Annotated in this window: 26 protein-coding genes; 16 read left to right on the top strand and 10 right to left on the bottom strand. The window is 57.0% G+C overall.

The window, feature by feature from the left end; translation table 11 throughout:
- Together IBX59_RS05860 and IBX59_RS05855 are read left to right on the top strand one after the other, a co-directional pair.
- Nucleotides 1–297 (top strand): ParA family protein (locus tag IBX59_RS05860; protein WP_296373359.1); only part of this gene is annotated, 297 nt, incomplete at its 5' end.
- Nucleotides 287–1,174 (top strand): ParB/RepB/Spo0J family partition protein, encoded by an 888-nt coding sequence (locus IBX59_RS05855; protein ID WP_296373357.1) that lies wholly within the window; start codon nucleotides 287–289, stop codon nucleotides 1,172–1,174. The genes IBX59_RS05860 and IBX59_RS05855, both read left to right, overlap by 11 nt.
- Here IBX59_RS05855 and hemW read toward each other — a convergent pair.
- The 3 genes from hemW to rph are packed head-to-tail and all read right to left on the bottom strand — an operon-like array spanning nucleotide 1,171 to nucleotide 3,636.
- Nucleotides 1,171–2,328, bottom strand: coding sequence for a radical SAM family heme chaperone HemW (hemW, locus tag IBX59_RS05850; protein WP_296373355.1), 1,158 nt, complete (start codon nucleotides 2,326–2,328; stop codon nucleotides 1,171–1,173). The two genes, IBX59_RS05855 and hemW, sit on opposite strands and share 4 nt — an antisense overlap.
- On the bottom strand, nucleotides 2,321–2,929 hold the full coding sequence (gene rdgB, locus IBX59_RS05845; RefSeq protein WP_296373353.1) for an RdgB/HAM1 family non-canonical purine NTP pyrophosphatase: 609 nt from the start codon (nucleotides 2,927–2,929) through the stop codon (nucleotides 2,321–2,323). Before rdgB ends, hemW begins: the two co-directional genes overlap by 8 nt.
- Nucleotides 2,929–3,636: a ribonuclease PH gene (gene rph / locus IBX59_RS05840; RefSeq protein ID WP_296373351.1), complete on the bottom strand. Its 708-nt coding sequence runs from the start codon at nucleotides 3,634–3,636 to the stop codon at nucleotides 2,929–2,931. The genes rdgB and rph overlap by 1 nt, the downstream gene beginning before the upstream one ends.
- 117 nt (nucleotides 3,637–3,753) lie before the next feature.
- Here rph and hrcA point away from each other — a divergent pair, with 117 nt between their 5' ends.
- Together hrcA and IBX59_RS05830 are read left to right on the top strand one after the other, a co-directional pair.
- Nucleotides 3,754–4,818 (top strand): heat-inducible transcriptional repressor HrcA, encoded by a 1,065-nt coding sequence (gene hrcA, locus IBX59_RS05835; RefSeq protein ID WP_296373349.1) that lies wholly within the window; start codon nucleotides 3,754–3,756, stop codon nucleotides 4,816–4,818.
- A 12-nt stretch (nucleotides 4,819–4,830) separates the two neighbouring features.
- Nucleotides 4,831–5,385: a nucleotide exchange factor GrpE gene (locus tag IBX59_RS05830; RefSeq protein ID WP_296373347.1), complete on the top strand. Its 555-nt coding sequence runs from the start codon at nucleotides 4,831–4,833 to the stop codon at nucleotides 5,383–5,385.
- A gap of 18 nt (nucleotides 5,386–5,403) precedes the next feature.
- On the opposite strand, the gene mutS is transcribed toward IBX59_RS05830, so the two are convergent.
- Complete coding sequence (gene mutS, locus IBX59_RS05825; RefSeq protein ID WP_296373345.1) at nucleotides 5,404–8,025, bottom strand: DNA mismatch repair protein MutS; 2,622 nt, start codon at nucleotides 8,023–8,025, stop codon at nucleotides 5,404–5,406.
- 122 nt (nucleotides 8,026–8,147) lie between these two features.
- Between mutS and IBX59_RS05820 the strand changes: the two genes are divergently transcribed.
- The 4 genes from IBX59_RS05820 to IBX59_RS05805 are packed head-to-tail and all read left to right on the top strand — an operon-like array spanning nucleotide 8,148 to nucleotide 12,926.
- Nucleotides 8,148–10,403, top strand: a complete 2,256-nt coding sequence (locus IBX59_RS05820; RefSeq protein WP_296373344.1) for an NADP-dependent malic enzyme — start codon at nucleotides 8,148–8,150, stop codon at nucleotides 10,401–10,403.
- Complete coding sequence (locus IBX59_RS05815; RefSeq protein ID WP_296373343.1) at nucleotides 10,403–11,269, top strand: ribokinase; 867 nt, start codon at nucleotides 10,403–10,405, stop codon at nucleotides 11,267–11,269. Before IBX59_RS05820 ends, IBX59_RS05815 begins: the two co-directional genes overlap by 1 nt.
- Before the next feature lie 56 nt (nucleotides 11,270–11,325).
- The gene (locus tag IBX59_RS05810) at nucleotides 11,326–12,228 is read left to right on the top strand and encodes a D-amino acid aminotransferase (RefSeq protein ID WP_296373363.1); all 903 of its coding nucleotides are present in this window, start codon (nucleotides 11,326–11,328) and stop codon (nucleotides 12,226–12,228) included.
- A gap of 8 nt (nucleotides 12,229–12,236) precedes the next feature.
- Entirely contained in the window at nucleotides 12,237–12,926 is a 690-nt protein-coding gene (locus IBX59_RS05805) for an HAD family hydrolase (protein WP_296373342.1), read from the top strand.
- Between the two features lie 3 nt (nucleotides 12,927–12,929).
- Here the strand turns inward: IBX59_RS05805 and IBX59_RS05800 are convergent, their stop codons facing one another.
- From IBX59_RS05800 to IBX59_RS05790, 3 genes are all read right to left on the bottom strand, one after another.
- Nucleotides 12,930–13,361, bottom strand: a complete 432-nt coding sequence (locus tag IBX59_RS05800) for a DUF1810 domain-containing protein (RefSeq protein WP_296373341.1) — start codon at nucleotides 13,359–13,361, stop codon at nucleotides 12,930–12,932.
- The gene (locus tag IBX59_RS05795; protein ID WP_296373340.1) at nucleotides 13,361–14,578 is read right to left on the bottom strand and encodes an argininosuccinate synthase; all 1,218 of its coding nucleotides are present in this window, start codon (nucleotides 14,576–14,578) and stop codon (nucleotides 13,361–13,363) included. Before IBX59_RS05795 ends, IBX59_RS05800 begins: the two co-directional genes overlap by 1 nt.
- 80 nt (nucleotides 14,579–14,658) lie before the next feature.
- The gene (locus IBX59_RS05790; RefSeq protein ID WP_296373339.1) at nucleotides 14,659–15,096 is read right to left on the bottom strand and encodes an NUDIX hydrolase; all 438 of its coding nucleotides are present in this window, start codon (nucleotides 15,094–15,096) and stop codon (nucleotides 14,659–14,661) included.
- A gap of 76 nt (nucleotides 15,097–15,172) precedes the next feature.
- On the opposite strand from IBX59_RS05790, the gene IBX59_RS05785 reads away from it, so the two are divergent.
- The 7 genes from IBX59_RS05785 to IBX59_RS05755 all read left to right on the top strand — a co-directional run bounded on the left by IBX59_RS05785 (nucleotide 15,173) and on the right by IBX59_RS05755 (nucleotide 22,143).
- Nucleotides 15,173–16,165 carry an Hsp33 family molecular chaperone HslO gene (locus IBX59_RS05785; RefSeq protein WP_296373338.1) on the top strand — a complete coding sequence of 331 codons (993 nt, stop codon included), beginning with the start codon at nucleotides 15,173–15,175 and terminating at the stop codon, nucleotides 16,163–16,165.
- Nucleotides 16,158–16,742, top strand: coding sequence for a CoA pyrophosphatase (locus IBX59_RS05780; RefSeq protein ID WP_296373337.1), 585 nt, complete (start codon nucleotides 16,158–16,160; stop codon nucleotides 16,740–16,742). Before IBX59_RS05785 ends, IBX59_RS05780 begins: the two co-directional genes overlap by 8 nt.
- Nucleotides 16,739–17,875, top strand: coding sequence for a CCA tRNA nucleotidyltransferase (locus IBX59_RS05775; protein WP_296373336.1), 1,137 nt, complete (start codon nucleotides 16,739–16,741; stop codon nucleotides 17,873–17,875). The genes IBX59_RS05780 and IBX59_RS05775 overlap by 4 nt, the downstream gene beginning before the upstream one ends.
- A complete protein-coding gene (locus IBX59_RS05770; RefSeq protein WP_296373335.1) occupies nucleotides 17,868–18,449 on the top strand; it encodes a LysE family translocator in 582 nt (193 codons plus the stop codon). Before IBX59_RS05775 ends, IBX59_RS05770 begins: the two co-directional genes overlap by 8 nt.
- Nucleotides 18,450–18,525: 76 nt before the next feature.
- A complete protein-coding gene (locus tag IBX59_RS05765) occupies nucleotides 18,526–20,358 on the top strand; it encodes an ABC transporter ATP-binding protein (protein WP_296373334.1) in 1,833 nt (610 codons plus the stop codon).
- Nucleotides 20,359–21,561 carry a class I SAM-dependent RNA methyltransferase gene (locus IBX59_RS05760; protein ID WP_296373333.1) on the top strand — a complete coding sequence of 401 codons (1,203 nt, stop codon included), beginning with the start codon at nucleotides 20,359–20,361 and terminating at the stop codon, nucleotides 21,559–21,561. It abuts the gene before it with no gap.
- Between the two features lie 111 nt (nucleotides 21,562–21,672).
- A complete protein-coding gene (locus IBX59_RS05755; protein WP_296373332.1) occupies nucleotides 21,673–22,143 on the top strand; it encodes a L,D-transpeptidase family protein in 471 nt (156 codons plus the stop codon).
- On the opposite strand, the gene IBX59_RS05750 is transcribed toward IBX59_RS05755, so the two are convergent.
- Nucleotides 22,140–22,691, bottom strand: a complete 552-nt coding sequence (locus IBX59_RS05750; RefSeq protein ID WP_296373331.1) for a CAP domain-containing protein — start codon at nucleotides 22,689–22,691, stop codon at nucleotides 22,140–22,142. The two genes, IBX59_RS05755 and IBX59_RS05750, sit on opposite strands and share 4 nt — an antisense overlap.
- Nucleotides 22,692–22,855: 164 nt before the next feature.
- Here IBX59_RS05750 and IBX59_RS05745 point away from each other — a divergent pair, with 164 nt between their 5' ends.
- The gene (locus tag IBX59_RS05745; RefSeq protein ID WP_296373330.1) at nucleotides 22,856–23,437 is read left to right on the top strand and encodes a L,D-transpeptidase; all 582 of its coding nucleotides are present in this window, start codon (nucleotides 22,856–22,858) and stop codon (nucleotides 23,435–23,437) included.
- Here the strand turns inward: IBX59_RS05745 and IBX59_RS05740 are convergent.
- Together IBX59_RS05740 and hemH are read right to left on the bottom strand one after the other, a co-directional pair.
- Nucleotides 23,434–24,750 (bottom strand): serine/threonine-protein kinase, encoded by a 1,317-nt coding sequence (locus tag IBX59_RS05740; protein ID WP_296373329.1) that lies wholly within the window; start codon nucleotides 24,748–24,750, stop codon nucleotides 23,434–23,436. The genes IBX59_RS05745 and IBX59_RS05740 overlap by 4 nt on opposite strands.
- Nucleotides 24,751–24,883: 133 nt before the next feature.
- The gene (gene hemH / locus IBX59_RS05735; protein ID WP_296373328.1) at nucleotides 24,884–25,969 is read right to left on the bottom strand and encodes a ferrochelatase; all 1,086 of its coding nucleotides are present in this window, start codon (nucleotides 25,967–25,969) and stop codon (nucleotides 24,884–24,886) included.
- Nucleotides 25,970–25,988: the final 19 nt, after the last annotated feature.

The following is a 25,988-nucleotide window of genomic DNA, read 5'->3' as shown; positions in this document are numbered from 1 at the left end:
AGGAACGTCAGGAAAAATGCAAATCCCGACCTACGGATCGACGGAATCGCGCTCACAATGTATGATCAACGCAACAACCTTTCACTTCAGGTTGAAGAAGACGCCCGCGAAAACATGGGTGAAATGGTCTTTAAAACAGTGATTCCACGCAATGTCCGACTGAGTGAAGCGCCATCTTTTGCGATGCCGGTTTTAACATATGATTCGCAGTCCAAGGGAAGCATGGCCTATCGGTCACTTGCGCAGGAAGTCATGGCAAGATTCCGGTTAAAAGAGGTTCAGAAACATGACGCTTAGCCCAAAAAAGTCCCGTGGCCTCGGCCGTGGGCTTTCCGCTCTCATGTCGGATGTGACGACAGAGGGTGCGTCAAATACTTCACCGCGTCGGCCCGATATGTTGGTGCCAGTTGAACAAGTTCGCCCCAATCCTGATCAGCCGCGCAGAACATTTGCCGAAGATGCTCTACAGGAACTTGCCGCGTCCGTTGCAGAAAAGGGGATTATCCAGCCTCTGATCGTGCGACGTGCGCCGGATAACCCTGATATGTATGAAATTGTCGCGGGTGAACGGCGTTGGCGTGCTGCACAAATCGCGCAATTGCATGAAATTCCGATTTTATTGCGCGACTATAACGACACCGAGGTGCTCGAAGTTGCGATTATCGAGAATATTCAGCGTGCTGACTTAAACCCTATCGACGAAGCCGCAAGCTATCGTCAGTTGATGGATCGGTTTGGCCACACCCAAGAACAACTTGCCAGCGCCTTGGGAAAAAGCCGCAGTCATATAGCCAACCTCATGCGTCTTTTGGGGCTTCCAGACGAAGTGCAACAATATCTTGTGTCTGGAGCTTTGACAGCTGGACATGCGCGTGCCCTGATCGGGAATGATCGCGCCGCTCTTTTGGCCCGCGAGGCCATTCAGCGCAAACTTTCGGTCCGTGACGTTGAAAAACTGGTCAAGAAGGGGCCCGCGCTCAAGCGGCGCCCGATCACTGGAACCCCGGTGCCCAAAGACCCCGATACCATACAGATTGAAAACGAACTTTCTGCATCATTGAAAATGAAGGTAACGATTGATCATAAAGAGGGCGACGAAGGCGGAAAAATTACAATAGTATACAATTCACTCGATCAGCTTGATGATCTTTTGCGCGCATTGTCAGGTAATTAATCGCTTAGTAACTTCCGTAAAACGGCGTTCAGCAGTGGTTTGCCTTTTGGGGTCAACCGCAAGAAACCCCCTTCAGCCTCAATCAGTGATAAACCGCGTAAGTATTTGATATTGCTATTTAAATACTTATGTTCGTCAATGGGTAAGCGATTTAGTTCAACACCTTCATTCAACCGCATTCCCATCAAAAGAAGTTCAGCCAACTGGTCATCAGGTGTCAGTACATCACGTGCGGATTCCCCATGACCGGACAGATTAACCTGTTTGAGCCATGCCGCCGGGGCCAGTGGCGCCTCTGTCGCATAGCGCATACCGCCCAAGGTCAGCCGCCCGTGTGCTCCAGGTCCGATCCCGGCATAATCGCCATACCGCCAGTAGATCTGATTATGGACACTTTCACTGCCCGGTTTAGCGTGATTTGATACCTCATAGCCGGGAAACCCCGCGTTACTGCAAATGTCTTGGGTTGCGGCATACATATCAGCCGCCAGATCTTCATCAGGCAGATCGCCCAGCTTTCCAGCAGCATAGCGGTCACCAAACGCAGTGCCGGATTCAATGGTCAATTGATAAAGGGACAGGTGATCAATCGCCATTGTCAGCGCTTGTTTCAATTCTGTTTCCCAATTCCGAAGCGTTTGCCCCTGCCGGGCATAAATCAGGTCAAAACTAACGCGGTCAAACGCTCTGCGGGCAACGTCAAAGGCTGCCATTGCCTCTGCCGCCGTGTGCAAGCGTCCCAATGCCTTCAAATCAGGATCATTGAGTGCCTGAATTCCCATCGAGACGCGATTAACGCCTGCATCACGAAATCCCTTGAATCGGCCCGCTTCGACAGACGTCGGGTTTGCCTCCAAAGTGATCTCGATATCGTTCGCCAAGGGCCAAGTTGCGCGCACCTTTGTTATGATCGCATCAACAAGGCTTGGGTCCATCAGGCTCGGTGTGCCGCCCCCAAAAAATACCGACCGCAGGATGCGTCCCTTGGTTTCAAAACCGACACGCGCGATCTCGCCCAGGTAGGCGCGTTCCCAAGCCCGTTGATCAATCTGGGCGACAACATGGCTGTTAAAATCGCAATAGGGGCATTTCGCTTGGCAAAATGGCCAGTGAATATACAAGCCAAAGCCACCGTTTTCCCAGTCCTCAGGCAAAGCAACCGGCAATCAGCTTGGCAAAGGCATCTGCGCGATGGCTGATCCTGTTCTTTTCCCAGCGGTCCATTTCCCCAAATGTCAGGTCATATCCGTCCGGCTGAAAAATCGGATCATAGCCATGCCCCTGATCGCCGCGCATCGGCCACACGATCTGCCCCGGCATGACACCTTCGAACGCTTCGTCATGCCCGTCTGGCCATGCTAAAACCAACGTGCAGCAAAAGCGTGCAGTGCGTGGAAATGGTGCGGAAACCGTCTCTAACTCTGCCCAAGTCCGCTCCATTGCGATGATGAAGTTGCGGCCCTGCGGTGTCTCGGCCCAATCAGCGGTATGAACACCGGGTGCGCCATTCAATGCGTCAATTGCAATGCCGCTATCATCAGCCAGCGCAGGCAGCCCAGTGGCCTTTGCCGCGGCATGGGCCTTGATCCGCGCATTCCCGACAAAGTTTGTCTCTGTCTCGTCCGGCTCTGGCAGCCCGTGATCCGCGTTCGACGTCAAAGTCACCCCATAGGGTTGCAGCAAATCACCAATCTCTTCCAGCTTGCCGGTGTTATGGGTGGCAATCACCAGTGCGGTGCCTTCAAACCGGCGCATTAGCTGACCGCTGCCAATTGCGCGGCTGTCAGTTGCGCGACACCTTTTTCTGCCAGATCAAGCAGGCCGTCCATCTGTGCGCGGCTGTATGTTGATCCTTCAGCGGACATCTGAACCTCGATCAGACGACCGGCAGTCATTACAAAATTTCCATCGACCCCTGCTTCACTATCTTCGGGATAATCTAGGTCCAACACTTCTTGTCCCGCATAAATCCCGCAGGAAATCGCAGCAACGGGGTCGATCAAAGGGTCTGAAATCACGTCACCAGCCTTCATCAGCTTTTGCACCGCCAGTTTCAGTGCGACCCAGCCACCTGTGATCGATGCACAGCGCGTTCCGCCATCCGCCTGGATGACGTCACAATCCACGACAATCTGGCGTTCGCCCAACGCAACACGGTCAACACCTGCGCGCAGGGACCGCCCAATCAGGCGCTGAATTTCCTGTGTGCGGCCAGATTGGCCATTTTTGGCCTCTCGGCGCATCCGGGTGTTTGTGGCACGCGGTAGCATCCCATATTCTGCCGTGACCCAACCCAACCCGGAATTTTTCAAAAATGGTGGCACGCGCTCGTCGATTGTTGCCGTGCAAAGCACATGGGTGTTCCCGCATTTGATCAGGCAAGACCCTTCGGCATGCATCGTCACGCCAGTTTCAATTGTCACGGGGCGCATTTCGTTTGTTTGGCGGCCGGATGGGCGCATGGGGTCTCTCCTGTTGGTTGCCCAACAGCAGATATGCTGCGATTTGCAGAAATCCAACCCCGATTGACGCCAGCAGGGGTTTGGTTTTAATTGCCGCGCCCTTATCTGTAGACAGAAATGACAAAAACGCCACCAACCATCGCTGATATGAACGACCGGTCGCGAGAAGTGTTTCGCCGCGTGGTCGAAGGATATCTTGAAAGTGGCACACCCGTAGGGTCGCGCAGCCTGACGCGCGATTTTTCCGAACAGGTCAGCGCGGCCACGATCCGCAACGTGATGCAGGATCTGGAGTTTCTCGGCCTGCTTGACAGCCCCCATGTCAGCGCCGGGCGCGTCCCAACCCAATTAGGTCTGCGCATGTTTGTCGATGGCCTGCTAGAGGTGGGTGATCTGGACGGTGAAGACCGTCAAAAAATTGATCGGACTTTTGGTGCCAACGATCAGGACGTCGCGACCGTACTTGATAAAGTGGGTGAGGCATTGTCAGGTGTCACCCAAGGTGCCAGCCTTGTGCTGACGCCAAAACATGAGGCCCCGATCAAACATATCGAATTCGTCTCGCTGTCGCGGGAACGCGCCCTTGTTGTGCTGGTCTTTGCGGATGGTCACGTGGAAAACCGCATTTTCACACCGCCACCCGGGCAAACGCCGTCATCTATGCGCGAGGCGGCGAATTTCCTGAACGCCATTGCCGAAGGGCATACACTGTCCGATTTGGGCCGTGTTATTGCACGTGAAATCGCTGCGCGCAGGCAGGAAATTGATAGCCTTGCCGCTGATCTGGTTGAAAATGGTTTTGCGCTTTGGGAAAACAAAGGCGAAGGGACAGAACGGCTGATCGTCCGCGGGCGCGGGAACCTGCTGACGGATCATGAAAACGAAAGCGATCTGCAACGCATTCGCACATTGTTTGATGATCTCGAACGCAAGCGCGACATCGCCCAATTCCTTGACCTGACCGAAGAAGGCGACGGTGTGCGCATTTTTATCGGGTCAGAGAATAAATTGTTCTCACTTTCGGGTTCCTCTCTGGTGGTTTCCCCTTATATGAACGCCGACCGCAAGATCATTGGCGCCGTGGGCGTCATTGGGCCGACTCGTCTGAACTATGGGCGGATTGTCCCGATTGTTAATTACACCGCACAGCTGGTGGGCAAAATGATTGCCGACCGCTCCTGAAGGGAAAAATAAATGTCTGATAAAGACGCCGAATTCCAAAGCCTTGATGAACTCGCTGCTGAAGGTGATGAAATGGATGCGGCTGCCGCCGCCGGCTTTGAAGAAATCAAAGCATTGCAGGCCGAGCGTGATGAATTGCGCGACAAGTTCATGCGTGCGCTCGCCGATGCAGAAAACATGCGCAAGCGTGCTGATCGTGACCGGCGAGAGGCAGAAAATTATGGCGGGTCCAAACTGGCCCGCGATATGCTGCCGGTTTACGACAACATGCGCCGCGCGCTGGATTCCGCAAACGAGGCAGAGCATGAAATTAACAAGGCCCTGTTGGAAGGTGTCGAACTGACCATGCGCGAATTGCTGCATGTGTTCAAAAAGCACGGGATCGAGCCAATCGCCCCCGAGGTCGGTGATAAATTCAATCCGCAACTACATCAGGCCATGTTCGAGGCCCCGCTGCCCGGCACCAAAGCGGGTGAGATCATCCAGGTCGCGGCAAATGGTTTCATGCTGCACGATCGCCTGCTACGCCCGGCACAGGTTGGCGTTTCGTCCATGCCCGCATCGTAGGTTAGGGTTAATGCCGAACTACAGCATACCCCGTAATTCATAAATCAGCGCAAGCGCCTCTTTCGGGGTCAGATCGTCAGGAAATATACCTTTCAACCGCGCCTCAACCTCTGATTCCGTTGGTTTCGCAGGTTGCGGTGATGGTGTTGCGGCGAACAATGGCAAATCGTCGATGATCGCCTTGCGCGCGCTACCGCCTTCGCGTTCGCCTTTTTCCAATGCCTCCAGCACCACCTTTGCCCGTTCCACCACGACCGGCGGCAATCCAGCCAATCGCGCCACCTGCACGCCATAGCTGCGATCGGCGGTGCCGCGTTTCACCTCGTGCAGGAAAATCACATCACCGTTCCATTCCTTGACGGTGACGGTGGCGTTCTCCACGCCCGTCAGCTTGGCCGATAGCACCGACATTTCGTGGTAATGGGTGGCGAACAGGGCGCGACAGCGGTTCACGTCGTGCAGATGTTCCAACGTGGCCCAGGCAATCGACAACCCGTCATATGTTGCCGTGCCGCGCCCGATTTCATCCAATATCACCAGCGCCCGGTCATCCGCCTGATTCAGGATCGCCGCTGTTTCCACCATTTCAACCATGAAGGTGGACCGCCCCCGCGCCAGATCGTCCGACGCGCCGACGCGGCTGAAAATCTGGCTGACGATCCCGATATGCGCGTCCTGCGCGGGGACAAAGCTGCCCATCTGTGCAAGGATCGCCAAAAGCGCGTTCTGCCGCAGAAAAGTTGATTTACCCGCCATGTTCGGCCCGGTCAGCAGCCAGATCGGCGCATCAGTCAGACTGCAATCATTGGCGACAAAGGGCGCGCCGGTTTTCTGCAGCGCAGCCTCGACCACCGGGTGCCGCCCGCCGGTAATGTCAAACGCGCGGCTGTCGTCAATGCGGGGGCGGGTCCAGTTTTCTGCTATCGCCAGATGCGCTAAAGATGCCGCCAGATCAAATTCCGCCAGCGCCCGCGCCAAGGCACCCAAGGGTCCGGCCTGCGCCACAATGGCCTGAGTTATGCTGGAATAGAGCCGCTTTTCGATTTCAAGCGCCCGTCCACCCGCGTTCAATATCCGTGTTTCAATCTCGGATAGTTCGACGGTTGTGAACCGCACCTGATTGGCCGTCGTTTGCCGGTGAATGAAGGTTTCGTTCAACGGCGGGGTCATCATTTTTTCTGCATGAGTCGCTGTTGTTTCGATGAAATACCCCAGCACATTGTTGTGCTTGATCTTCAGCGATTGCACCCCGGACAGTTTCACGAACTCTGCCTGCATCGCGGCAATGACGGACCGGCCTTGGTCACGCAGTTTGCGCGCTTCGTCCAGTTCGGCATCATAACCGGGGGCGATAAACCCCCCGTCACGCGCCAGCAGTGGCGGTTCGGCGACCAGCGCGTCATCCAACAAGGCCAGCAAATCATCATGCCCGGCCAGATCGCGCGCCGCTTCTGCTAGCAGCTTGGGCAGGTCATCGGCCACCGGCATGGCCGCAGCCTGTGCAATCGTGTTGCGGATGGCCGCCATATCACGCGGCCCGCCCCGGTCCAGCGCCAGACGTGACAAGGCGCGATCAAGGTCATGCACCCCGCGCAGCCGGTCGCGCATATCTTCGGTCAGGCGTGTGTTCTGCACCATATACGCCACGCAATCCTGCCGCGCAGTCATCACAGGCAGGTTGCAAGATGGCGACGCCAGCCGCCGTTCCAACAGTCGCGCACCGCCTGCCGTGACCGTCCGGTCGATGCAATGCAACAGCGACCCTTGCCGCCCGCCCGCCATCGCATGGGTCAGTTCCAGCGACCGCCGGGTCGCCGCATCAATCTGCATCGCGGCTGATTGCCCTTCCTGCACGGGGGGGCGCAACAGGGGCAGGTTGCCCTTTTGTGTGATTTCCAGATATTCGGCCACGGCAGACATCGCCGCGATTTCAGCCCGTGAAAAGCTGCCAAAGGCGTCCAGCGCAGCGATTTTGTAAAGCGCGCAAAGCCGTTTTTCGCCAGCGGTGCTGTCAAATGCCGCCGCGCCTAAGGTTGTCAGCGCTGCACCTGAATCAGACACTATTTCAGCCCAATCGGCCTCTGATCCATCCACCAAGATGACTTCGCGCGGGGTCAGGCGTGCCAGTTCCGGGCCCAATTGCACCGCCGGGCAGGGCATCACGTGAAACGCGCCGGTTGATATATCGACCCAGGCCAGCGCACCCGCATCACGCACCGTGGCATAGGCAGCCAGAAAATTGTGCCGCCGCGCATCAAGCAACGAATCTTCGGTCAATGTGCCGGGCGTGACCAGCCGCACGACGTCGCGTTTCACAACGGCCTTATGCCCACGCTTTTTCGCCTCGGCGGGGTTTTCCATCTGTTCGCAGACTGCCACGCGAAATCCCTTGCGGATCAGCGTCAGCAGATAGCCTTCGGCGGCGTGAACCGGCACGCCGCACATCGGGATATCCTGATCATCGTGTTTGCCGCGTTTGGTCAGGGCAATGTCCAACGCCGCTGCGGCCGCGACCGCATCATCAAAGAACATCTCGTAAAAATCGCCCATGCGATAGAAAAGCAACGCATCGGGGTAGCCTGCTTTCAGGTCCAGATATTGCGCCATCATGGGCGTTGCGTTGGATTTTGCGGTGCTCATGCATCCCCCGGATCATCAACGCGACACTACCTAGGGTATGAAAGCTGTGAAAGCCCGAAATCAAACCGTTGCAGCCCTTATCCAGAACCCGCTATGTCTGTTGGACCAAAGGGGGGAACGATATGGCCAAGATGAAAATTACCCGCGAAGATGCGCTGACATTCCATTTGCAGCCAAGTCCCGGGAAATGGGAAATTCAGGCCACCGTGCCAATGACAACGCAGCGCGATCTGTCGTTGGCCTATTCCCCCGGTGTTGCGATCCCTTGCGAAGAAATCGCCGCCAACCCTGCAGCCGCTTATGATTACACCAACAAGGGCAATCTGGTCGCGGTCATTTCCAACGGGACCGCGGTGCTGGGCCTTGGCAACCTTGGCGCGCTGGGCAGCAAGCCCGTGATGGAAGGCAAGGCAGTGCTGTTTAAACGCTTTGCCGATATCAATTCGATCGACATCGAACTGGACACCGAAGACCCTGACGAATTCATAAACGCTGTCCGCCTGATGGGTCCGACCTTTGGCGGTATCAATCTGGAGGATATCAAAGCACCTGAATGTTTCATTATTGAACAGACGCTGAAGGAACAGATGGATATTCCGGTGTTCCACGATGACCAGCACGGCACGGCGGTGATTTGCGCGGCGGGCCTGCTGAACGCGCTGCATTTGTCTGGCAAGAAAATCGAAGATGTAAAAATCGTGCTGAATGGTGCGGGCGCGGCTGGCATTGCCTGTCTTGAACTTCTCAAGACAATGGGCGCGCAGCACAACAACTGCATCATGGCCGATACCAAGGGCGTGATCTATCAGGGCCGGACCGAAGGCATGAACCAATGGAAATCGGCCCACGCCGCCACGACCAGCGCGCGCACGCTGGCTGATGCGATGGTGGGGGCGGATGTGTTCCTTGGTGTCAGCGCCAAGGGGGCCGTGACGCAGGATATGGTTGCCAGCATGGCCCCGAACCCGGTGATTTTCGCCATGGCCAACCCAGACCCCGAGATTACTCCGGAAGAGGCGCATGCCGTGCGCGCAGATGCCATCGTTGCCACTGGGCGCAGCGATTACCCCAATCAGGTGAACAATGTGCTGGGCTTTCCCTATCTGTTCCGGGGTGCGTTGGACATTCATGCGCGTGCGATCAATGATGACATGAAAATCGCCTGCGCCGAGGCACTTGCCGCGCTTGCCCGCGAAGATGTGCCGGACGAGGTCGCGCTGGCCTATGGCATAAAGCTGAGTTTCGGGCGCGATTACATCATCCCCACGCCATTTGATCCGCGATTGATTCACCGCATTCCTGTTGCCGTGGCGCAGGCGGGGATGAAAACCGGCGTGGCCCGACGGCCCATCGTAGATATGGACGCCTATGAGGCATCGTTGAAATCGCGGATGGACCCAACCGCATCTATCCTGCGCGGGCTGAATGCGCGGGCGCGGGCAAACCAATCCACCGTGGTTTTTGCCGAAGGCGACGACCCCCGCGTTTTGCGGGCCGCTGTGCTGTATCAGCGGTCAGGCATGGGCAAGGCGCTGGTTGTCGGGCGCGACAGCGACGTGCGCGAAAAACTGACAGCCGAAGGCTTGGCCGATGCGGTCGATGAACTGACCATCGTGAACGCTGCCAACACCGCACATTTGGATACCTACAAGGATTTCCTGTATCAACGGCTACAGCGCAAAGGGTTCGATGCACACGATGTGCATCGTCTTGCTGCGCGTGATCGGCATGTGTTTGCTGCGCTGATGCTGGCGCATGGACATGCTGATGGCATGGTGACAGGCGCGACCCGCAAATCGGCGCATGTGTTGAAACTGATCAACCACGTGTTTGACGCCAGCCCGCATGACGGGGCTGTCGGGGTAACGGCGGTGCTGAACAAAGGCCGGATCGTGCTGATCACTGATACGCTGGTCCATGAATGGCCCGACCAGAACGACCTTGCCGATATCGCCGAACGTGGTGCATCGGTGGCCCGCGAACTGGGTCTGGAACCGCGTGTGGCGTTTTTGTCGTTTTCGACCTTTGGCTATCCGGTGTCGGAGCGCGCGGAAAAGATGCATCAGGCGCCAAAGGTGCTGGACGAACGCGGCGTGAATTTCGAATACGAAGGCGAAATGACCGTCGATGTGGCGCTGAACCCGCAGGTGCAGGAAAATTACCCGTTTTCCCGCCTGACTGGCCCGGCGAATGTCTTGGTCGTGCCTGCGCGGCATTCTGCCTCTATCTCGGTCAAGCTTATGCAGGAAATGGGCGGCGCGACAGTGATTGGCCCGATCCTGTCGGGCATTGGGAAACCCATCCAGATCTGTTCAACCGTGTCCACCGTGAACGATATTCTGAACATGGCGGTCATCGCGGCCTGCAAGGTCGGCTGATGGCAATCTGGAATCTTGGGTCGATCAACGCAGATTTTGTTTACGCGGTGCCGCATATCCCTGCGCCGGGGGAAACCCTGTCATCCAGCGGGCGGCAGGTGTTTTTGGGTGGCAAGGGGGCGAATATGTCGGTTGCTGCCGCCCGCGCTGCGGCACATGTCAATCACATTGGCGCGGTTGGGCCTGATGGTGCATGGGCGGTGCAGCGCTTGCTGGAATATGGCGTTGATACCCGCAATGTCGCAACAGTTGACACTGAAACCGCCCAAGCGATCATCATGGTGGACCCGGCTGGCGAAAATGCGATTGTGCTGCACCCTGGGGCGAACGGGCAGATCCCGCAGACCCTGCTGCAAACCGCCATGGCCGAGGCGCAGACAGGTGACTGGTTGGTCATCCAGAACGAAACCAACCTGCAACGCACGGCGGCGGGCCTTGGCAGAAAAATGGGGCTGCGTGTTGCCTATGCCGCCGCCCCATTCGATGCCGACAGGGTGATGGCCGTGTTGCCGCATCTGGATTTTCTGATCCTCAACGCGGTCGAGGCGGCGCAGCTGCAACAGGCCACTGGCCAATCCCCCGCCGATCTGCCGGTGCGCGATGTGATCGTGACGCTGGGCGCAGACGGGGCCGACTGGTATGGGCCAGACGGCAAGCAGCATTTTGACGCGATCAAGGTTGATCCGGTTGATACCACTGGCGCGGGTGACACGTTCACCGGCTATGTGTTGGCTGGGCTGGATCGGGGGATGCCGATGGCGCAGGCGATCAGGCAGGCGATGCGGGCTGCTGCCTTGATGGTGACGCGCCACGGCACCGCCGATGTTATTCCCGACCTGTCAGAGGTGCAGACGTTCAAACCGTGACAAGCCCCCTTGGCACGTCGCGCCACCTAGCCTAGCGTTTCGTCAAAAGGAACACCATTATGACCAAAGTCACCACCCATCAGGCCGAAGAAGACGCGCGCAACGACAACATTCTGATCTATCTCGATGGCCGGATCGTGCCCAAGGCGCAGGCTACGGTCAGCGTCTATGACAGCGGTTTCATGCTGGGCGATGGCGTGTGGGAAGGGCTGCGGTTGTATGACGGAAAATGGGCGTTTCTCGATCAACACCTCGACCGGCTGTTCGAGGCTGCAAAAGCAATTGATCTGGATATAGGGCTGGACCGGAATGGCGTGATTTCCGCCTTGTTAGAGACACAAAAGGCCAACGGTATGACCACCGACGCCCACGCGCGGATGATGGTCACACGCGGGGTGAAAACCCGCCCGTTCCAGCACCCCAGCCTGTCGCAACAGGGGCCGACATTTGTCATCATCATGGAACATTCCCGCCCGAAAACCCCGCGCCCGATCACGCTGGCCACCGTGCCGCACATGCGCGGATTGCCGATGACGCAAGACCCCAAGCTGAACAGTCATTCGAAACTGAACTGCATTCTGGCTTGCATTGCCGCGCAAAAGGCCGGCGCGGATGAGGCGTTGATGCTGGATGTGCATGGCTTTGTGAACACGACCAACGCCTGCAACTTTTTCATCGTCAAGCAGGGCGCGGTTTGGACCAGCACCGGGGATTACTGCATGAACGGGATTACCCGGCAAAAGGTGATCGACCTGTGCCGCGCCAATGATATCCCTGTTCTTGAACGCAATTTCAGCCTTGTCGATACCTATAGTGCAGACGAGGCGTTTTTGACCGGCACCTTTGGCGCGCAAACCCCCGTTAGCCAAATCGACGGCCGCACCATCGGTGGCGGCGAACCGGGGCCTGTCACCGCGCGCCTGCGTGCGCTTTACAAAGACCTGGTGGCACGGTCATGAGGATCGCGATGTGGTCCGGCCCGCGGAACCTGTCCACCGCGATGATGTATGCCTTTGGCAACCGGCCTGATTTTGCTGTGTGGGATGAACCGTTCTATGCGCCCTATCTGGCGGCGACCGGCCTTGACCACCCGATGCGCGCCGAGATTTTGGCGGCGCATGAAAACGACCCATCCAAGGTTGCAGCGCAGTGTTTAGGCACTATTCAAGCCCAAAAGCCACATTTTTACATGAAGCATATGCCACATCACATGTTGCCGGACTTCCCGCTGGACTGGGCCAGGGACTGTGTGAACATACACCTGATCCGCCACCCCGCCCGCGTGATTGCGAGTTATGGGGCCAAGATGGGCCAGATGGGGATGGATGATATCGGCTTTGCTGCGCAAACGGCGTTGCATGACCGCATTGGTGGGCTGGTCATCGACAGCGCCGATATCCGGGCTGATCCCCAAGGTATGATGGTAAAACTGTGCAACGCGATCGGGCTGCCGTTTGACTCTGCGATGCTGTCATGGCCCGCAGGCCCGCGTAAAGATGATGGCGCATGGGCCAGCCATTGGTATAACGCGGTGCATCAATCAACAGGGTTTGCCGGTGCCGAAGGGCCGTTGCCGCAGTTGACGGGTGATGCAAAGCGGCTAGAGGATGCGGCGCAACCGCATTACGACGTGCTGTATCAACAGAAAATTTGCTGATGTTCAGTCGCTGATTTCGTCCACAGTGTCACTGCACTGCCGCCCATCGAAAAAGCGGCTCAATATCTGTTCAAACGCGGGTGGCGCACCGGGCACGGCGGCAAAAAGCGTGGCGCAGGATTTCAGTTTCTTTGCATCTGTGCTGCCGAAGATCTGTTTGGCTGACGATTCCGACCCTTGCAGTAAAAGCCCGACGACCGTGTCCAACCGTGGCCCCAGCACGGGGTGATGATAAAATTCCGTTGCTTCCGCCAAATCGTTCAACCCGTAAAGCTTGGCCATATCTGATTGGCCAAGCGATGCGAGTTGCGGAAAAACAAACCACATCCAGTGCGTGCGCTTTTTACCGGCGCGCAGTTCAGCCAGAACATCATTCCAGACAGTGTCCTGTGCCTCTACGAACAGATCAAGTTCGTCGTCGTCATCATCCGTCATCAGGACAGGCGGCGATTGCGGGCGGCAAGCAGTTTCAGCCGAAGCGCATTCAACTGGATGAACCCTTGGGCGTCGGTTTGATCGTATGCGCCGGCGTCATCCTCGAACGTCACATGCGCCTCGGAATACAGCGAATGATCCGACCAGCGCGCGACGGTTGTGGCGGAACCTTTGTAAAGTTTCACACGCACGGTGCCGCTGACGTGTTCTTGTGACTTGTCGATCAGGGCTTGCAGCATTTCGCGTTCGGGGCTGAACCAGAAGCCGTTATAGATCAGTTCGGCATAGCGCGGCATGATGCTGTCTTTCAGGTGGCCTGCGCCGCTGTCCAGCGTGATCTGTTCGATTCCGCGATGCGCCTCCAGCAGCACAGAGCCGCCGGGGGTTTCATAGATGCCGCGTGATTTCATGCCCACAAAGCGGTTTTCCACCAGATCGAGCCGCCCAACGCCGTGTTTGCCGCCCAGTTCATTCAGCTTTGTCAGTATCGTTGCAGGCGACATCGCTTCGCCATTGATCGCCACGGCATCGCCGCGTTCAAACGTGATTTCCACCATTTCTGGCGTATCGGGCGCGTCTTCCGGGGCAACTGTGCGCTGATAGACGTAATCGGGTGCTTCCTGGCCGGGGTCTTCCAGCACTTTGCCTTCGGACGATGTGTGCAACAGGTTCGCATCAACGCTGAACGGTGCATCGCCGCGTTTGTCTTTGGCGACGGGGATCTGGTGCGCCTCTGCGAATTCCAGCAGGCGGGTGCGGCTGGTCAGATCCCATTCACGCCAAGGGGCGATCACCTTGATATCCGGGTTCAGCGCATAGGCGGCCAATTCGAACCGCACCTGATCGTTACCCTTGCCGGTGGCACCATGGGCGACCGCATCGGCGCCTTCGGCGGCGGCAATTTCGACCAGCCGCTTGGAAATCAGCGGGCGCGCGATGGATGTGCCCAGCAGATACAGCCCCTCATACAGCGCGTTGGCGCGGAACATCGGGAACACGAAATCGCGCACGAATTCTTCGCGCAGGTCTTCGATATAGATGGCGGATGCGCCCATCATCTCGGCCTTTTTGCGGGCGGGCTCCAGCTCTTCGCCTTGGCCAAGATCGGCGGTAAAGGTGATAACCTCGCAGCCGTATTCGGTTTGCAGCCATTTCAGGATGATCGAGGTATCAAGGCCACCAGAGTAGGCCAGAACGACTTTTTTCGGGGCGGTCATGCGCGTGCCTTTACGTCAATAGATATTCGTCAAGCGCGATATCGGTTTTTGCGGGCAGGGGCAAGGAGAGGTGATTTCGCCTAGCCAGACAACCCCGCCACAAACGCTGCATCGCCGTCATTTGCCAGTGCCTGGATAGCGTCCTTTGGTGCCATCCAATGCGCGTGGTGTCCCGGTTCACTGGGCGGTCCATGGGGCCGGACGGGCCGCGCCAGATAGATATGGCACAGCTTTTCCGCGAACATGTCGTATTCCGGCATAAAGACAAACCGCCGGAACGCGCCCAGCCGCAAGGGTTTGGCGATACGCCAGCCCGTTTCCTCAAACACTTCGCGGTGCAGCGCGTGCAAGGGGCTTTCACCGGGATCAATCCCGCCGCCGGGCAGTTGAAATTCGCGGTGCGGTGCGCCCTGAAAGGTCAGCAACAACTGCCCGTTACGGGGCAAAATCGCATATGCACCGGGCCGCAGCGTATATCGTTGCCCGTTTTGCGGTGTCTTGCCATACCGTCTGATCATTGCTTGCCCCTTGGACCGGCGCTTGCCCCGCCTATATAGGCGCGGTATGCCATTCCAAGACCTTTAAGGAAAGACCATGAGCCTCAGCGCACAGATCGCCTGGGACGATACCGTCCTGCCGTTTCAACTTGACGCATCGGACATTCGCGGGCGAGTGGCCCGTTTGGATGGTGTTTTGGAACAGGTATTGGCGCAGCACGACTACCCCCCGATGATCGAAGGGCTGGTGGCGGAAATGGCGCTGCTGACCGCGCTGATCGGGCAGACGATGAAACTGCGCTGGAAGCTGTCGCTGCAAGTGCGCGGGTCTGGCCCTGCGCGGCTGATCGCGACAGATTACTACGGCCCCACCGACGACGGTGAACCGGCCCGCATTCGCGCCTATGCGTCCTATGATGCGGATAGGCTGGATCAACAGGCCGAACCGTTCAGCCAGATCGGCAACGGGTATTTCGCCATTCTGATTGATCAGGGCGAAGGGATGACCCCTTATCAGGGAATCACGCCCATTTCGGGCGGGTCGCTGTCATCCTGTGCGGAAACCTATTTCGCGCAGTCCGAACAGTTGCCAACACGTTTTGCGCTGACCTATGGGCGGTCGCAATTGCCCGGACAGGTTGCCCAATGGCGTGCCGGTGGCGTGATGTTGCAGCACATGCCCAAAGCGTCGCCATTTGCCAAGGGCGAAGGCGGTTCTGGCGAAGGCGGGTTGCTGGATGCGGTCGATATTCTTGATGAGGACGAGGGCGAAAACTGGACCCGCGCAAATGCGCTGCTGGATACGGTTGAGCAGATCGAACTGATCGGCCCGACCGTTGCGCCCACTGATTTGCTGGTGCGGCTGTTCCACGAAGAAGGCCCGCGCGTTTTTGACGCCCAGCCCATCACTTTTGGGTGCAGCTGTTCGGCAGATAAGGTGCGGCAAAGCCTGTCGATCTATTCGGCCAAGGATATCGCCACGATGACAACGGACGCAGGGATCGTCACCGCTGATTGCCAGTTCTGCGGGGCGCATTATACGTTCCAGCCCGAAACCCTCGGGTTCGAGGCGACGGACACCCGTGCCTGACCTGCACAAACGATTGGCCGACGCGCTGTCCAGACCGGGCAGCGCATCGTCTGATTTTGACCTGAACGATGATTTTCACACCCCGGATATTCGGCTGACACCCGCCGGTGTGCTGGTTGCCGTGCAAGCGGACACCGAAAGGCTGATCCTGACGAAACGGTCGCCCCGGTTGCAACATCACCCCGGCCAGATCGCCTTTGCCGGGGGCAAGCAGGATCCAACCGATGCCACCATCGTCGATGCAGCCCTGCGCGAGGCAGAAGAGGAAATCGGCCTGCCGCGCAGCATGGTTAATGTGGTGGGCACGCTGCCTTCGCATCAAACCGTGACGGGGTTCGCGGTTACGCCGGTGCTGGCCATCGTCACCGGCCCATTCAACCCGGTCCCCGAAGCAGGCGAGGTCAGCGAGGTGTTTGAGGTGCCGTTGCGCCACGTCACCAACCCCGCGATGTTCCGTATCGAAGGGCGCCATTGGCAAGGCCGCAGGCGGCTTTACTATACAGTGCCTTACGGCCCCTATTATATTTGGGGTGCCACCGCCCGTATTCTGCGCGCCATTGCCGAACGTATGTCATGACCCGTATAGACGCCCCTTGGCTGAAAGATGATGCCGCACAGCAGGTTTGCCGTATGCTGACCGATGCGCGGTATCAGGCGTGGTTTGTTGGTGGTTGCGTGCGCAACACCTTGTTGGGTGAACCCGTTGCCGATCTTGACCTGACGACCGATGCACACCCAGACGAGGTAACCCGGCTGGCCAAGGCAGCGGGGCTGCGTGTCATCCCCACTGGCTATGATCACGGAACAGTCACTGTTCTTTCCCAAAACAACCCTTTTGAGGTGACAACCTTTCGCCGCGATGTGGCAACAGACGGGCGACGCGCCACTGTCGTCTATGCCGATAACATGGCAGATGATGCCCGCAGGCGTGATTTTACGATGAACGCGCTTTATGCAGGGCCTGATGGTGAAATCGCTGATCCCTTGGGTGGTTTGCCCGACTTGCGCGCACGGCGGGTGCGGTTTATCGAAGATGCTGACCGCCGGATCAAGGAAGATTATCTGCGTATCCTGCGTTTTTTCCGTTTTTACGCTTGGTATGGCAAACCTGACGATGGCCCGGACCCTGACAGTCTTGCCGCCTGCGCCGCGAACATCGAAGGACTGCAAAGCCTTTCGACCGAACGTGTTACGGCTGAACTGTTAAAGCTGCTCGCGGCCGCCGACCCTGCACCTGCTACGGCGTCGATGGCGGCAACCGGTGCGCTGGCGCAGGTGTTGCCGGGGGCTGCTGCGGCTGCTTTACCGGTGTTGATCCATGTCGAAGAAAAAGCAGGGCTGGCACCCGATCCGATCCGTCGTCTTGCCGTTCTTGGGGGTCATCCGCAATCCGCACTGCGGCTAAGCCGCCAACAGGCCACTGCTTTGGAACAGATCAAAAGCGACCTGCCGGCGGGCGCACTTGGCTATCGGTTTGGTGCGCAACGGGCGATGGATGCTTTGGCGGTGCGCGCCGCGTCGGTGGGGCAAAATTTAGATACTAACGCGGCTGAACTTGCAAAATTTGGGGCCAGCCAGACATTCCCGCTGACAGCGGCTGATCTGATGCCAAGCCTGTCAGGCCCCGCCTTGGGTGAGGCCCTGAAACAGGCCGAGGCACGTTGGATCGCATCGGATTTTACCTTGGGCAAGGATGATCTGATTGAGTGATCTTTGGCCACTTTTCGGCTTTGTATTTTTCGGATTGTTTTCGCCGGGACCGAACGTGATCTTGCTGACAGCATCGGGGGCGCGGTTCGGCTTTCGGCGCACGGTGCCACATCTGCTGGGTGTCGCGCTGGGTGTCGGGATCATATCGGGCGTGACAGGGCTGGGTATTGGCGCGCTTTTGTTCGCGCAGCCTGTTTTGACCGTGGTGCTGAAGGCTGGGGCGGGTGTGTGGATTTTGTGGATGGCGTATCGGCTATGGAATGCCGACCCTGCAAAGGCCAGCCATCGTGACAGGCCCTTTACATTTGTGCAGGCGGTTTTGTTCCAGTGGGTCAATCCAAAGGTTTGGGCGGTCGCGATCAGCGCAATGGCTTATGTTGCCGCGATGTCGCCCGTTGATCAGGCGGTGACATTGGCGGCCACGTTTTCCGGCCTGAACCTGGGCGTTTGTCTGTTCTGGACCACCGCAGGTGCGGTGCTGTCCTATCTTTTGGCTAATGCTCTGGCGTGGCGGATATTCATGCGCGCCATGGCTGTTGCGCTGGCAGGGTTTTCAGTGCTGATCTTCGTTTAAGGCATCTTTATTGGACGAAACGGCAATAGCGCTAGATAAAAGGGCTCATTCCGTTTTTTCAGACAGGACATAATTCATGACGCTTGCGCGTTGGATCGACCCGTTCGCCCCCGCAAAGGGGCCACCACCCCAGACTTTGCTGGCCTTTCTGCGCTGGGCCCTGCGCGGTAGTCTGGGCATGGTGACACTGGGCGGCGTCATTTCCGCTTTGGCAGGCACGCTTGAGGTGTTGACTGCGTTGATGCTGGGGTGGGTGATTGATGCGGCGTTGGCGTCATCCACGGATGCCTATTTTTCAGATAACGTATTTCTGCTGATCGCGGTTGCGGCGTTTTTCATCATTCTGCGGCCTTTGGTGTTGGGGGTATCCGGGATCATGCAGGCGGTGGTCGTTGGGCCGTCTCTTAGTAATCTGATCCTGTCGCGGTTGCATCGCCATTCGCTTGGGCAGGCGGTGACGTTTTTTGATGATGATTTCGCCGGTCGGATCGCGCAAAAACAGATGCAGGCCGCCCGTGCGACCACCGACCTGATGGTTGATATGATCCATACCGTGGCTTTTGCCTTGGCGTCGCTAGTGGGGTCGATCGTGCTGTTGCTGACAGTCGATGTGCGCACCGCCGCACTGCTTGCGCTGTGGGTTGTGGCCTATATTTGGATGATACGGTTTTTCATGCCGCGGATTCGCGAACGTTCCAAGCTGCGTGCCGCGACCCGGGCGATGGTAACGGGCCAAGTTGTTGACACGATCACCAACATCAAGACCGTGAAACTGTTTGCCCATGACAAGCATGAAGACCGCGCGGCGATTGACGCGATGGAAAATTACTGGGGTAGTGCAGTTGATTATGGTTGGCTGTCAGCGTCATTCCGGTTCTGGCTGATGGCGCTGGGTGGGTTGCTGCCGATCCTTTTGGTTGGGGCCACGCTTTATTTCTGGGCGCAAGGCGCGGCGACGGCGGGTGATATTGCTGCGGCCGGCGCCATTTCGCTGCGATTGGCGCAGATGACCGGTTGGGTCAGTTTCACGTTGATGGGCATGTATGCAAACGTGGGTGAAGTCGAGGATGCTATGCGCACCCTGAGCCCCGCGCATCAATTGACCGATGCGCCCGATGCCACCCAGCTGCGGGCTGACAAGGGCAAAATCAACTTTGCCAATGTCAGTTTTTCTTATGGTGGTGGCCCCGGTGGGCTGAACAACGTGTCGTTAACCGTGAAACCTGGTGAAAAGCTGGGCATTGTAGGTGCGTCCGGTGCGGGGAAATCAACCTTGGTGGCCCTGCTGCTGCGGCTTTATGATACCGAGGCGGGCGATGTGCTGATTGACGGGCAAAACCTGCGCGCCGTCACACAGGAAAGCCTGCGCCGCAAGATCGCCATGGTCACGCAGGAAACGGCCATGTTCAACAGGTCGGCCCGCGACAACATCCGCTATGGCAAACCCGATGCAACGCAGGCCCAGATTGAAGAGGCCGCGAAACAGGCCGAGGCGCATGATTTCATTTTGGGTCTGGTCGATCACAAGGGCCGCCGTGGATACGATGCACACCTTGGCGAACGTGGTGTAAAGTTGTCTGGCGGGCAACGACAGCGCATCGCAATCGCCCGCGCCATTCTGAAAGATGCGCCCATTCTGGTGCTGGACGAGGCAACAAGCGCGTTAGATTCCGAGGTGGAAGCCGCGATTCAAAGCGCGTTAGAGACGATTATGGACGGAAAGACGGTGATTGCCATTGCGCACCGCCTGTCCACGCTGGCGCGGATGGACCGCATCATGGTGCTTGACGCGGGGCGCGTGGTGGAACAGGGAACGCATGACGATCTGCTGGCCAAAGGCGGGCTTTACGCCCGTTACTGGAACCGGCAGTCGGGTGGTTTCATCAATGTCAAAGACGCGGCGGAATAAATGCTGACTATCGAAAGCCTGACCCACCTTGGCCTTGGCCGCGCCTCTGACGGGCGGTCACTGCTGCCGCGTGTCTTGCCCGGGGAAGAGGTCGCTGTCGCGCAGGATGGCACGGTGCGGATTGTCACGCCTTCGGCGGATCGGGTTGCGCCGCCCTGCCGGCATTTCAAGACCTGCGGTGGTTGCGCGATGCAACATGCCAGCGATGATTTTGTTGCGGCATGGAAAACGGGGATCGTGCAAAAAGCCGTGCAGGCGCAGGGATTGATGCCAGAGTTTCGCCCGATCATCACCTCACCACCCCAATCACGCCGCCGGGCCAAGTTTTCGGGCCGCCGCACCAAAAAGGGCGCAATGGTCGGTTTTCATGCCAAGGCGTCGGATGTTTTGGTTGCCGTGCCGGATTGCCAACTTGTCACGCCCGCATTGACCGGTATCTTCCCCGCGCTTGAATCGTTGACAGTCATCGCGTGTTCGCGCAAGGGTGAAATTGACCTGACGGTGACGGAAACAGCTGTTGGCCCTGATATTCTGGTCGCGACAGAAAAGGAATTGACCCCGCAATTGCGCGTGGAACTGGCAGGTTTCGCGCAGTTGCATCGGTTGTCACGGCTGGTCTGGAACGATGAACCAGTTGTAACGATCAATCCGCCGCTACAGGATTTCGGCGGTGTAGGCGTTGTGCCGCCCCCCGGCGCTTTCTTGCAGGCGACAAAAGATGGTGAACGGGCGCTCTATGCCGCGGTTGACGGGATCACGGCAGGCGCTGGGCGCATTGTCGATTTGTTTGCCGGCTGCGGAACATTTGCCCTGCCGCTGTCCAAACGCGCAGAGATTCACGCCGTTGAAGGTGAAAGCGCGATGCTTGACGCGCTTGATCGCGGTTGGCGCGGCGGCCATCACTTGCGCCGTATGACGACCGAAACGCGCGATCTGTTCCGCAGGCCACTGCAACCAGACGAACTGAGCCGTTTTGAGGCCGCTGTAATCGACCCGCCCCGCGCAGGGGCCGTGGCACAGATTACGACACTGGCACAATCCGGTATCGGGACGATTGCGATGGTGTCCTGCAATCCGGTGACCTTTGCCCGCGATAGCCGCATGCTGACTGACGCGGGCTTTGCCATGGGTGCGGTGCAGGTTGTAGACCAGTTTCGTTGGTCGCCGCATGTCGAAATTGTTGCGGGTTTCACCCGAAATTAGCGTCGACATCACTTCTTTTTTATACATTTTTTACTGATTCTGCTGTAGCGTTGAAAAAAAACCGGCACAGATCGGACAAAAATGGGCAGTGACATGATTTCAAGACGGACAATGATGGTAGGCGCAGCCGCAGGTTTGGCCGGGTGCAGTGCGGAACCCCCACAGTATACTGGGCCAGAGGTGACGCGCGTTCAGGTGTTCAAGGAACAGCGCACCATGCATCTGATCAGTGATCGCAACCTGTTGCGTACCTACAAATTTGAACTGGGTTTTTCACCGGCGGGCCATAAGGAACAAGAAGGTGACGGGCGCACACCCGAAGGCGCGTATCGGATCGATAGGCGCAATCCAAACAGCCAGTATTATCTGTCTCTGGGCATTTCCTATCCCAATGCAGATGATATTGCCGCAGCGCGTGCGCGTGGCGTCAGCCCCGGCGGCGACATCTTTATCCATGGCACGCCGCAGGTCGTTTTCGGCAAACGGGATTGGACTTGGGGCTGTATTGCCGTGCAGAATCAGGAAATGGATGAAATCTTTGCAATGGTGCAGACCGGCACGCCGATCTATATCTACGCCTAGCTGGCAATCCCGGAAATTGGCCGCCGGATCGCCGGATCACTGCCAATGTTCAGTGTCCACCAGATCTTGCCTGCGGTTTCCTGAAACCACGCAAACCCCATGAACCGCGCATCCGGGTCCAGAATCACGGCGCGCGTGTCCGGCTGTTCCATCCATGCGGCTAAGGTCTGCAGTTCGGTTTCATAGGATTCTGAGATGTTTTCACCCAAAAGCCGCCCAGGGAAACCGACACGCCGCGCTCTGTCCAACGGACTGGACCCGTCAGAGCCGAAAAGCCAGGGGCGGTTCTGGACCGCCATATCGCGCGCATGTGTTGCTGCGGCCGCGTTCAGTCGCCCGTCAAGCGCCACCGGTACCAGCCCTTGTGCGCGCCGCAATGCGTTCACACTGTCCAGCATCCGAAACTGAATTTCTGCCTCTTGCCCTTCGCGGATCCGATAGAGCGTTGGAACGGGCAAACCGTCCGGCCCAAGTCGGGCCGCGGGAACCTGTTCACACGCGGCCAGCCCGATGGCAGCAAGTCCAAAAATCATTTCGCGTCGATACATGTTTTACCTGCCTTATTCGCTTTGGCTGTATTAGCGGTATTGCTGTGGCAGTTCAAACCCACATCGGCGGGTTGACGCTGTTCTGACGTTTGTTTGAATTGAGGTTGCGAGCAAGACACAATAACACTGATGTTGAACGTAATTTCAACCATTCGGAGGTCATGATGCCATATACTTTTTCTCGTCGTGGGTTTATTGCTGCGACAGCCGCAGTTGTTGGCACCGGCGCTGCCGGGCAAACAGCAGGAACGACCGAGATGGAGGGCGACATCAGCCAAGCCGTCCAGCGGAATATTTCCAGTTTCCGATCATTGGATTGGCAGCCCTATTTCAGTAACCTGAGAAACGGCGCTGTTCTGGTTGATATCCAGTCGCGCGCGCTGCATTTCTGGTCTGAAGATGAAGCGATTTACAAGCTTTATCCCACTAGCGTTCCGCTGAGCGAAGATTTGACGCGCAAAGGGCGGACGGAAATCACCCGCAAGGTTGAAGGCCCAACTTGGGCGCCGACACCTGCGATGAAGATCAGAAACCCCGAATGGCCCGATTTTATCGGCCCTGGCCCTGATAACCCGATGGGCACGCATGCGCTTCATCTTTCATGGCAGTATTACCGGATTCATGGCACCCATGATACGCGCAAAATCGGTCGGCGGTCGTCCAACGGCTGTGTTGGTCTTTACAACGAACAAATCGCCGAGCTTTATGAATTAACCAAAGTGGGCACACAGGTTCTTTTGATTTAAGTCGTATAGACGGTCAAAATCGCTGTGTATGTGATCAGCGCGAGGATCAAGGCCGCTGCGAAATAGCGGGTGAGCCGCAGCACGGACCTGAAAGTGCTGCGGCCCGCAATCGCGGGTTCATGGATATCTTGACGGTAATCATGCCCGAGGCGGCTAAACATTCCCTGCAGGGCGTGTGCGCGCTGCATTGTTTCTGCGTTAAAATCATGCACCCAAGCCGGCGGGGACAAGTGTGACCCTTTATTCGGGGATTCACTGGGTTGTTCAGGCGGCTCTTGTGATTTTCGTAAATGTTCATTCGTTTCCAATACCAGGCGCGAAAGTGTTTTTTCCAGCGTTTGGTCGATCGGGGGCAGTGCAACATGTTTTCTGCTGTGTGTGTTGCCATCGTCGATCAGTTCGCGCCATTCTGTGGCAGATTGCAGCCTTTCCTTTGGCAAAACGCTCAGGGCTTTGTCGATTGCCTTGAGAAAAACAGCGTCGTAATCGTGAAAACGGCCAGAAAGCGGTTTGCACGAATCGGGGTTGCCAGCTGCGATATCTGCCACGCGGACCTGGCTGTTCGGCGGAGGCTTGCCACTGATCAGGTGATAAAACGTTGCGGCCAAGGCATAGAGGTCACTGTTGGCTGCCTGACTGCCGCCGGTAAAATAAAATTCTTGCGGTGAATACCCGTCTTTAACGACCAGCACACTGGAAAGCGCGCGTGTCTTGCGGCTTGCTTCTTCGCGGGCGGCGCCAAAGTCGATCAGAACGGGATTTCCCCATTTGTCCAATAAAATATTATCGGGCGAAATATCGCGATGCAGTAAATCCTGATCATGCACCGTCTGGATGGCGTCCAGCAGCTTGATCAAGATATCTTGCACCTGTCGGGGGGATAATTTTCGCCTGTCATCTTGAATGATTTCCAGCAACGTTTGCCCGTCAATCAGGTCCAGCGCCATATAGGCGGTGTCGTTGTCTTCAAAAACACGGTGAACCCCGATAATATTGGGGTGTCGCAATTTTGCGATGCTGCGGGCCTCGCGGGTAAACATGGTGACGATCGAACGAAATTTTTCCATATTTGTGCCAGACCGCACCTGAACACTTGTTCCCGTGCGGCGGCAAAAAATTTCTGGAAAACATTCCTTTATGACAACATTCCGGTTCAGATAGTTGTCATTGGCGAGGTAGGTAATGCCAAAACCGCCATTGCCAAGTTTGCGCAAAATCGTGAATTGATCGCCAAGTAGCAGACTTCCCTTTGACAAAGCCTCCGTCGGTTCTGATAGCGGTTGGTCCACTGGAAAATTCTGCGCCGCAGTCATCTGAAAAATACCTTCAGTGCGCAAAAATTGCGCGAAAAATAAGAACTACAAATAGGGTTCCTATCCACTGAATATGGTTGATTTGAGGCCAGATTAGGACGGGAAACCGCCAAAAAAGCCGAAATGCGGGGTTTTAGCCCAACCAGCCTTTCAGGTTCTTTTCAATGACACCCGACAATGCGTCGATATGTGATGCATCATCGTTCAGGCAGGGAATATAGGTGAAATGTTCACCGCCCGCATGTTCAAAGCTTTCCTTGATCTCTTCGTTGATTTCTTCAAGCGTTTCGATGCAGTCCGCTGAAAAAGCAGGTGCACAAACGGCTATGTTTTTCACCCCTTCTTCTTTGGCGAGTCGCGCAACCTCTTCAACTGTGTAAGGTTTTAACCATTCTTCAGGGCCGAAACGTGATTGGAATGTGGTAACAATCTGTGTCTTGTCCCAACCCAGCCGTTCGCGCAGCAGGCGCGTCGTTTTCTGGCACTGGCAATGGTATGGGTCGCCTTCGCGCAGATACCGTTCGGGCACACCGTGGTAGGAACACACCAACTTTTCCGGTCTGGTTTCGGCATCTGCATAGGCTTTCTCAATAGATTGGGCCAATGCCTCAATATAGGCGGGTTCTTCGAAATAGGGTTCCACAACACGCGCGACAGGTTGCCATTTTTCATCCATCAGCGCGCGAAAAAACTGGTCGTTAGCGGTGGCGGATGTGGCCCCAGCATAATGCGGATAAAGTGGGAAAAACAGGATTTTGGTGCATCCCGCATCGACCATTTCACGGACTTTGGATTTGGTGGATGGGTTACCATAGCGCATGCAGAAATCAACCCGCACGTCATCGCCGTAACGGTCAACCATCTGCGCCTTGATCGCGGCGGTCTGTTTTTTGGTAATCGTGAGCAGCGGGCTTTCGTTGTCTTCTTCGTTCCAGATCGATTTATAAGCAGCGCCGGACGAAAAGGGTCGTTTGGTCAGAATGATCAGCTGCAACAGCGGCTGCCAGATCCATGCAGAATAATCGACAACCCGTTTGTCCGACAGAAATTCGTTCAGATACCGCCGCATCGACCAGTAATCTGTGCCGTCAGGCGTGCCGAGATTGGCCAACAGGATACCGACACGCGCCGGTTTGACCTTTGGGTGATCATCGGGTGCATGCATGGGGCATGTGGCTGGCCGTTCAGCGGACTGGCTGTGTGCATCGAACATTTTCATGACCCTTTACGTATCGTGA

Source organism: Yoonia sp., assembly GCF_014859355.1.
In the GTDB taxonomy this organism is placed as follows: domain Bacteria; phylum Pseudomonadota; class Alphaproteobacteria; order Rhodobacterales; family Rhodobacteraceae; genus Yoonia.
This window is presented reverse-complemented; position numbering and strand designations above follow the sequence as displayed.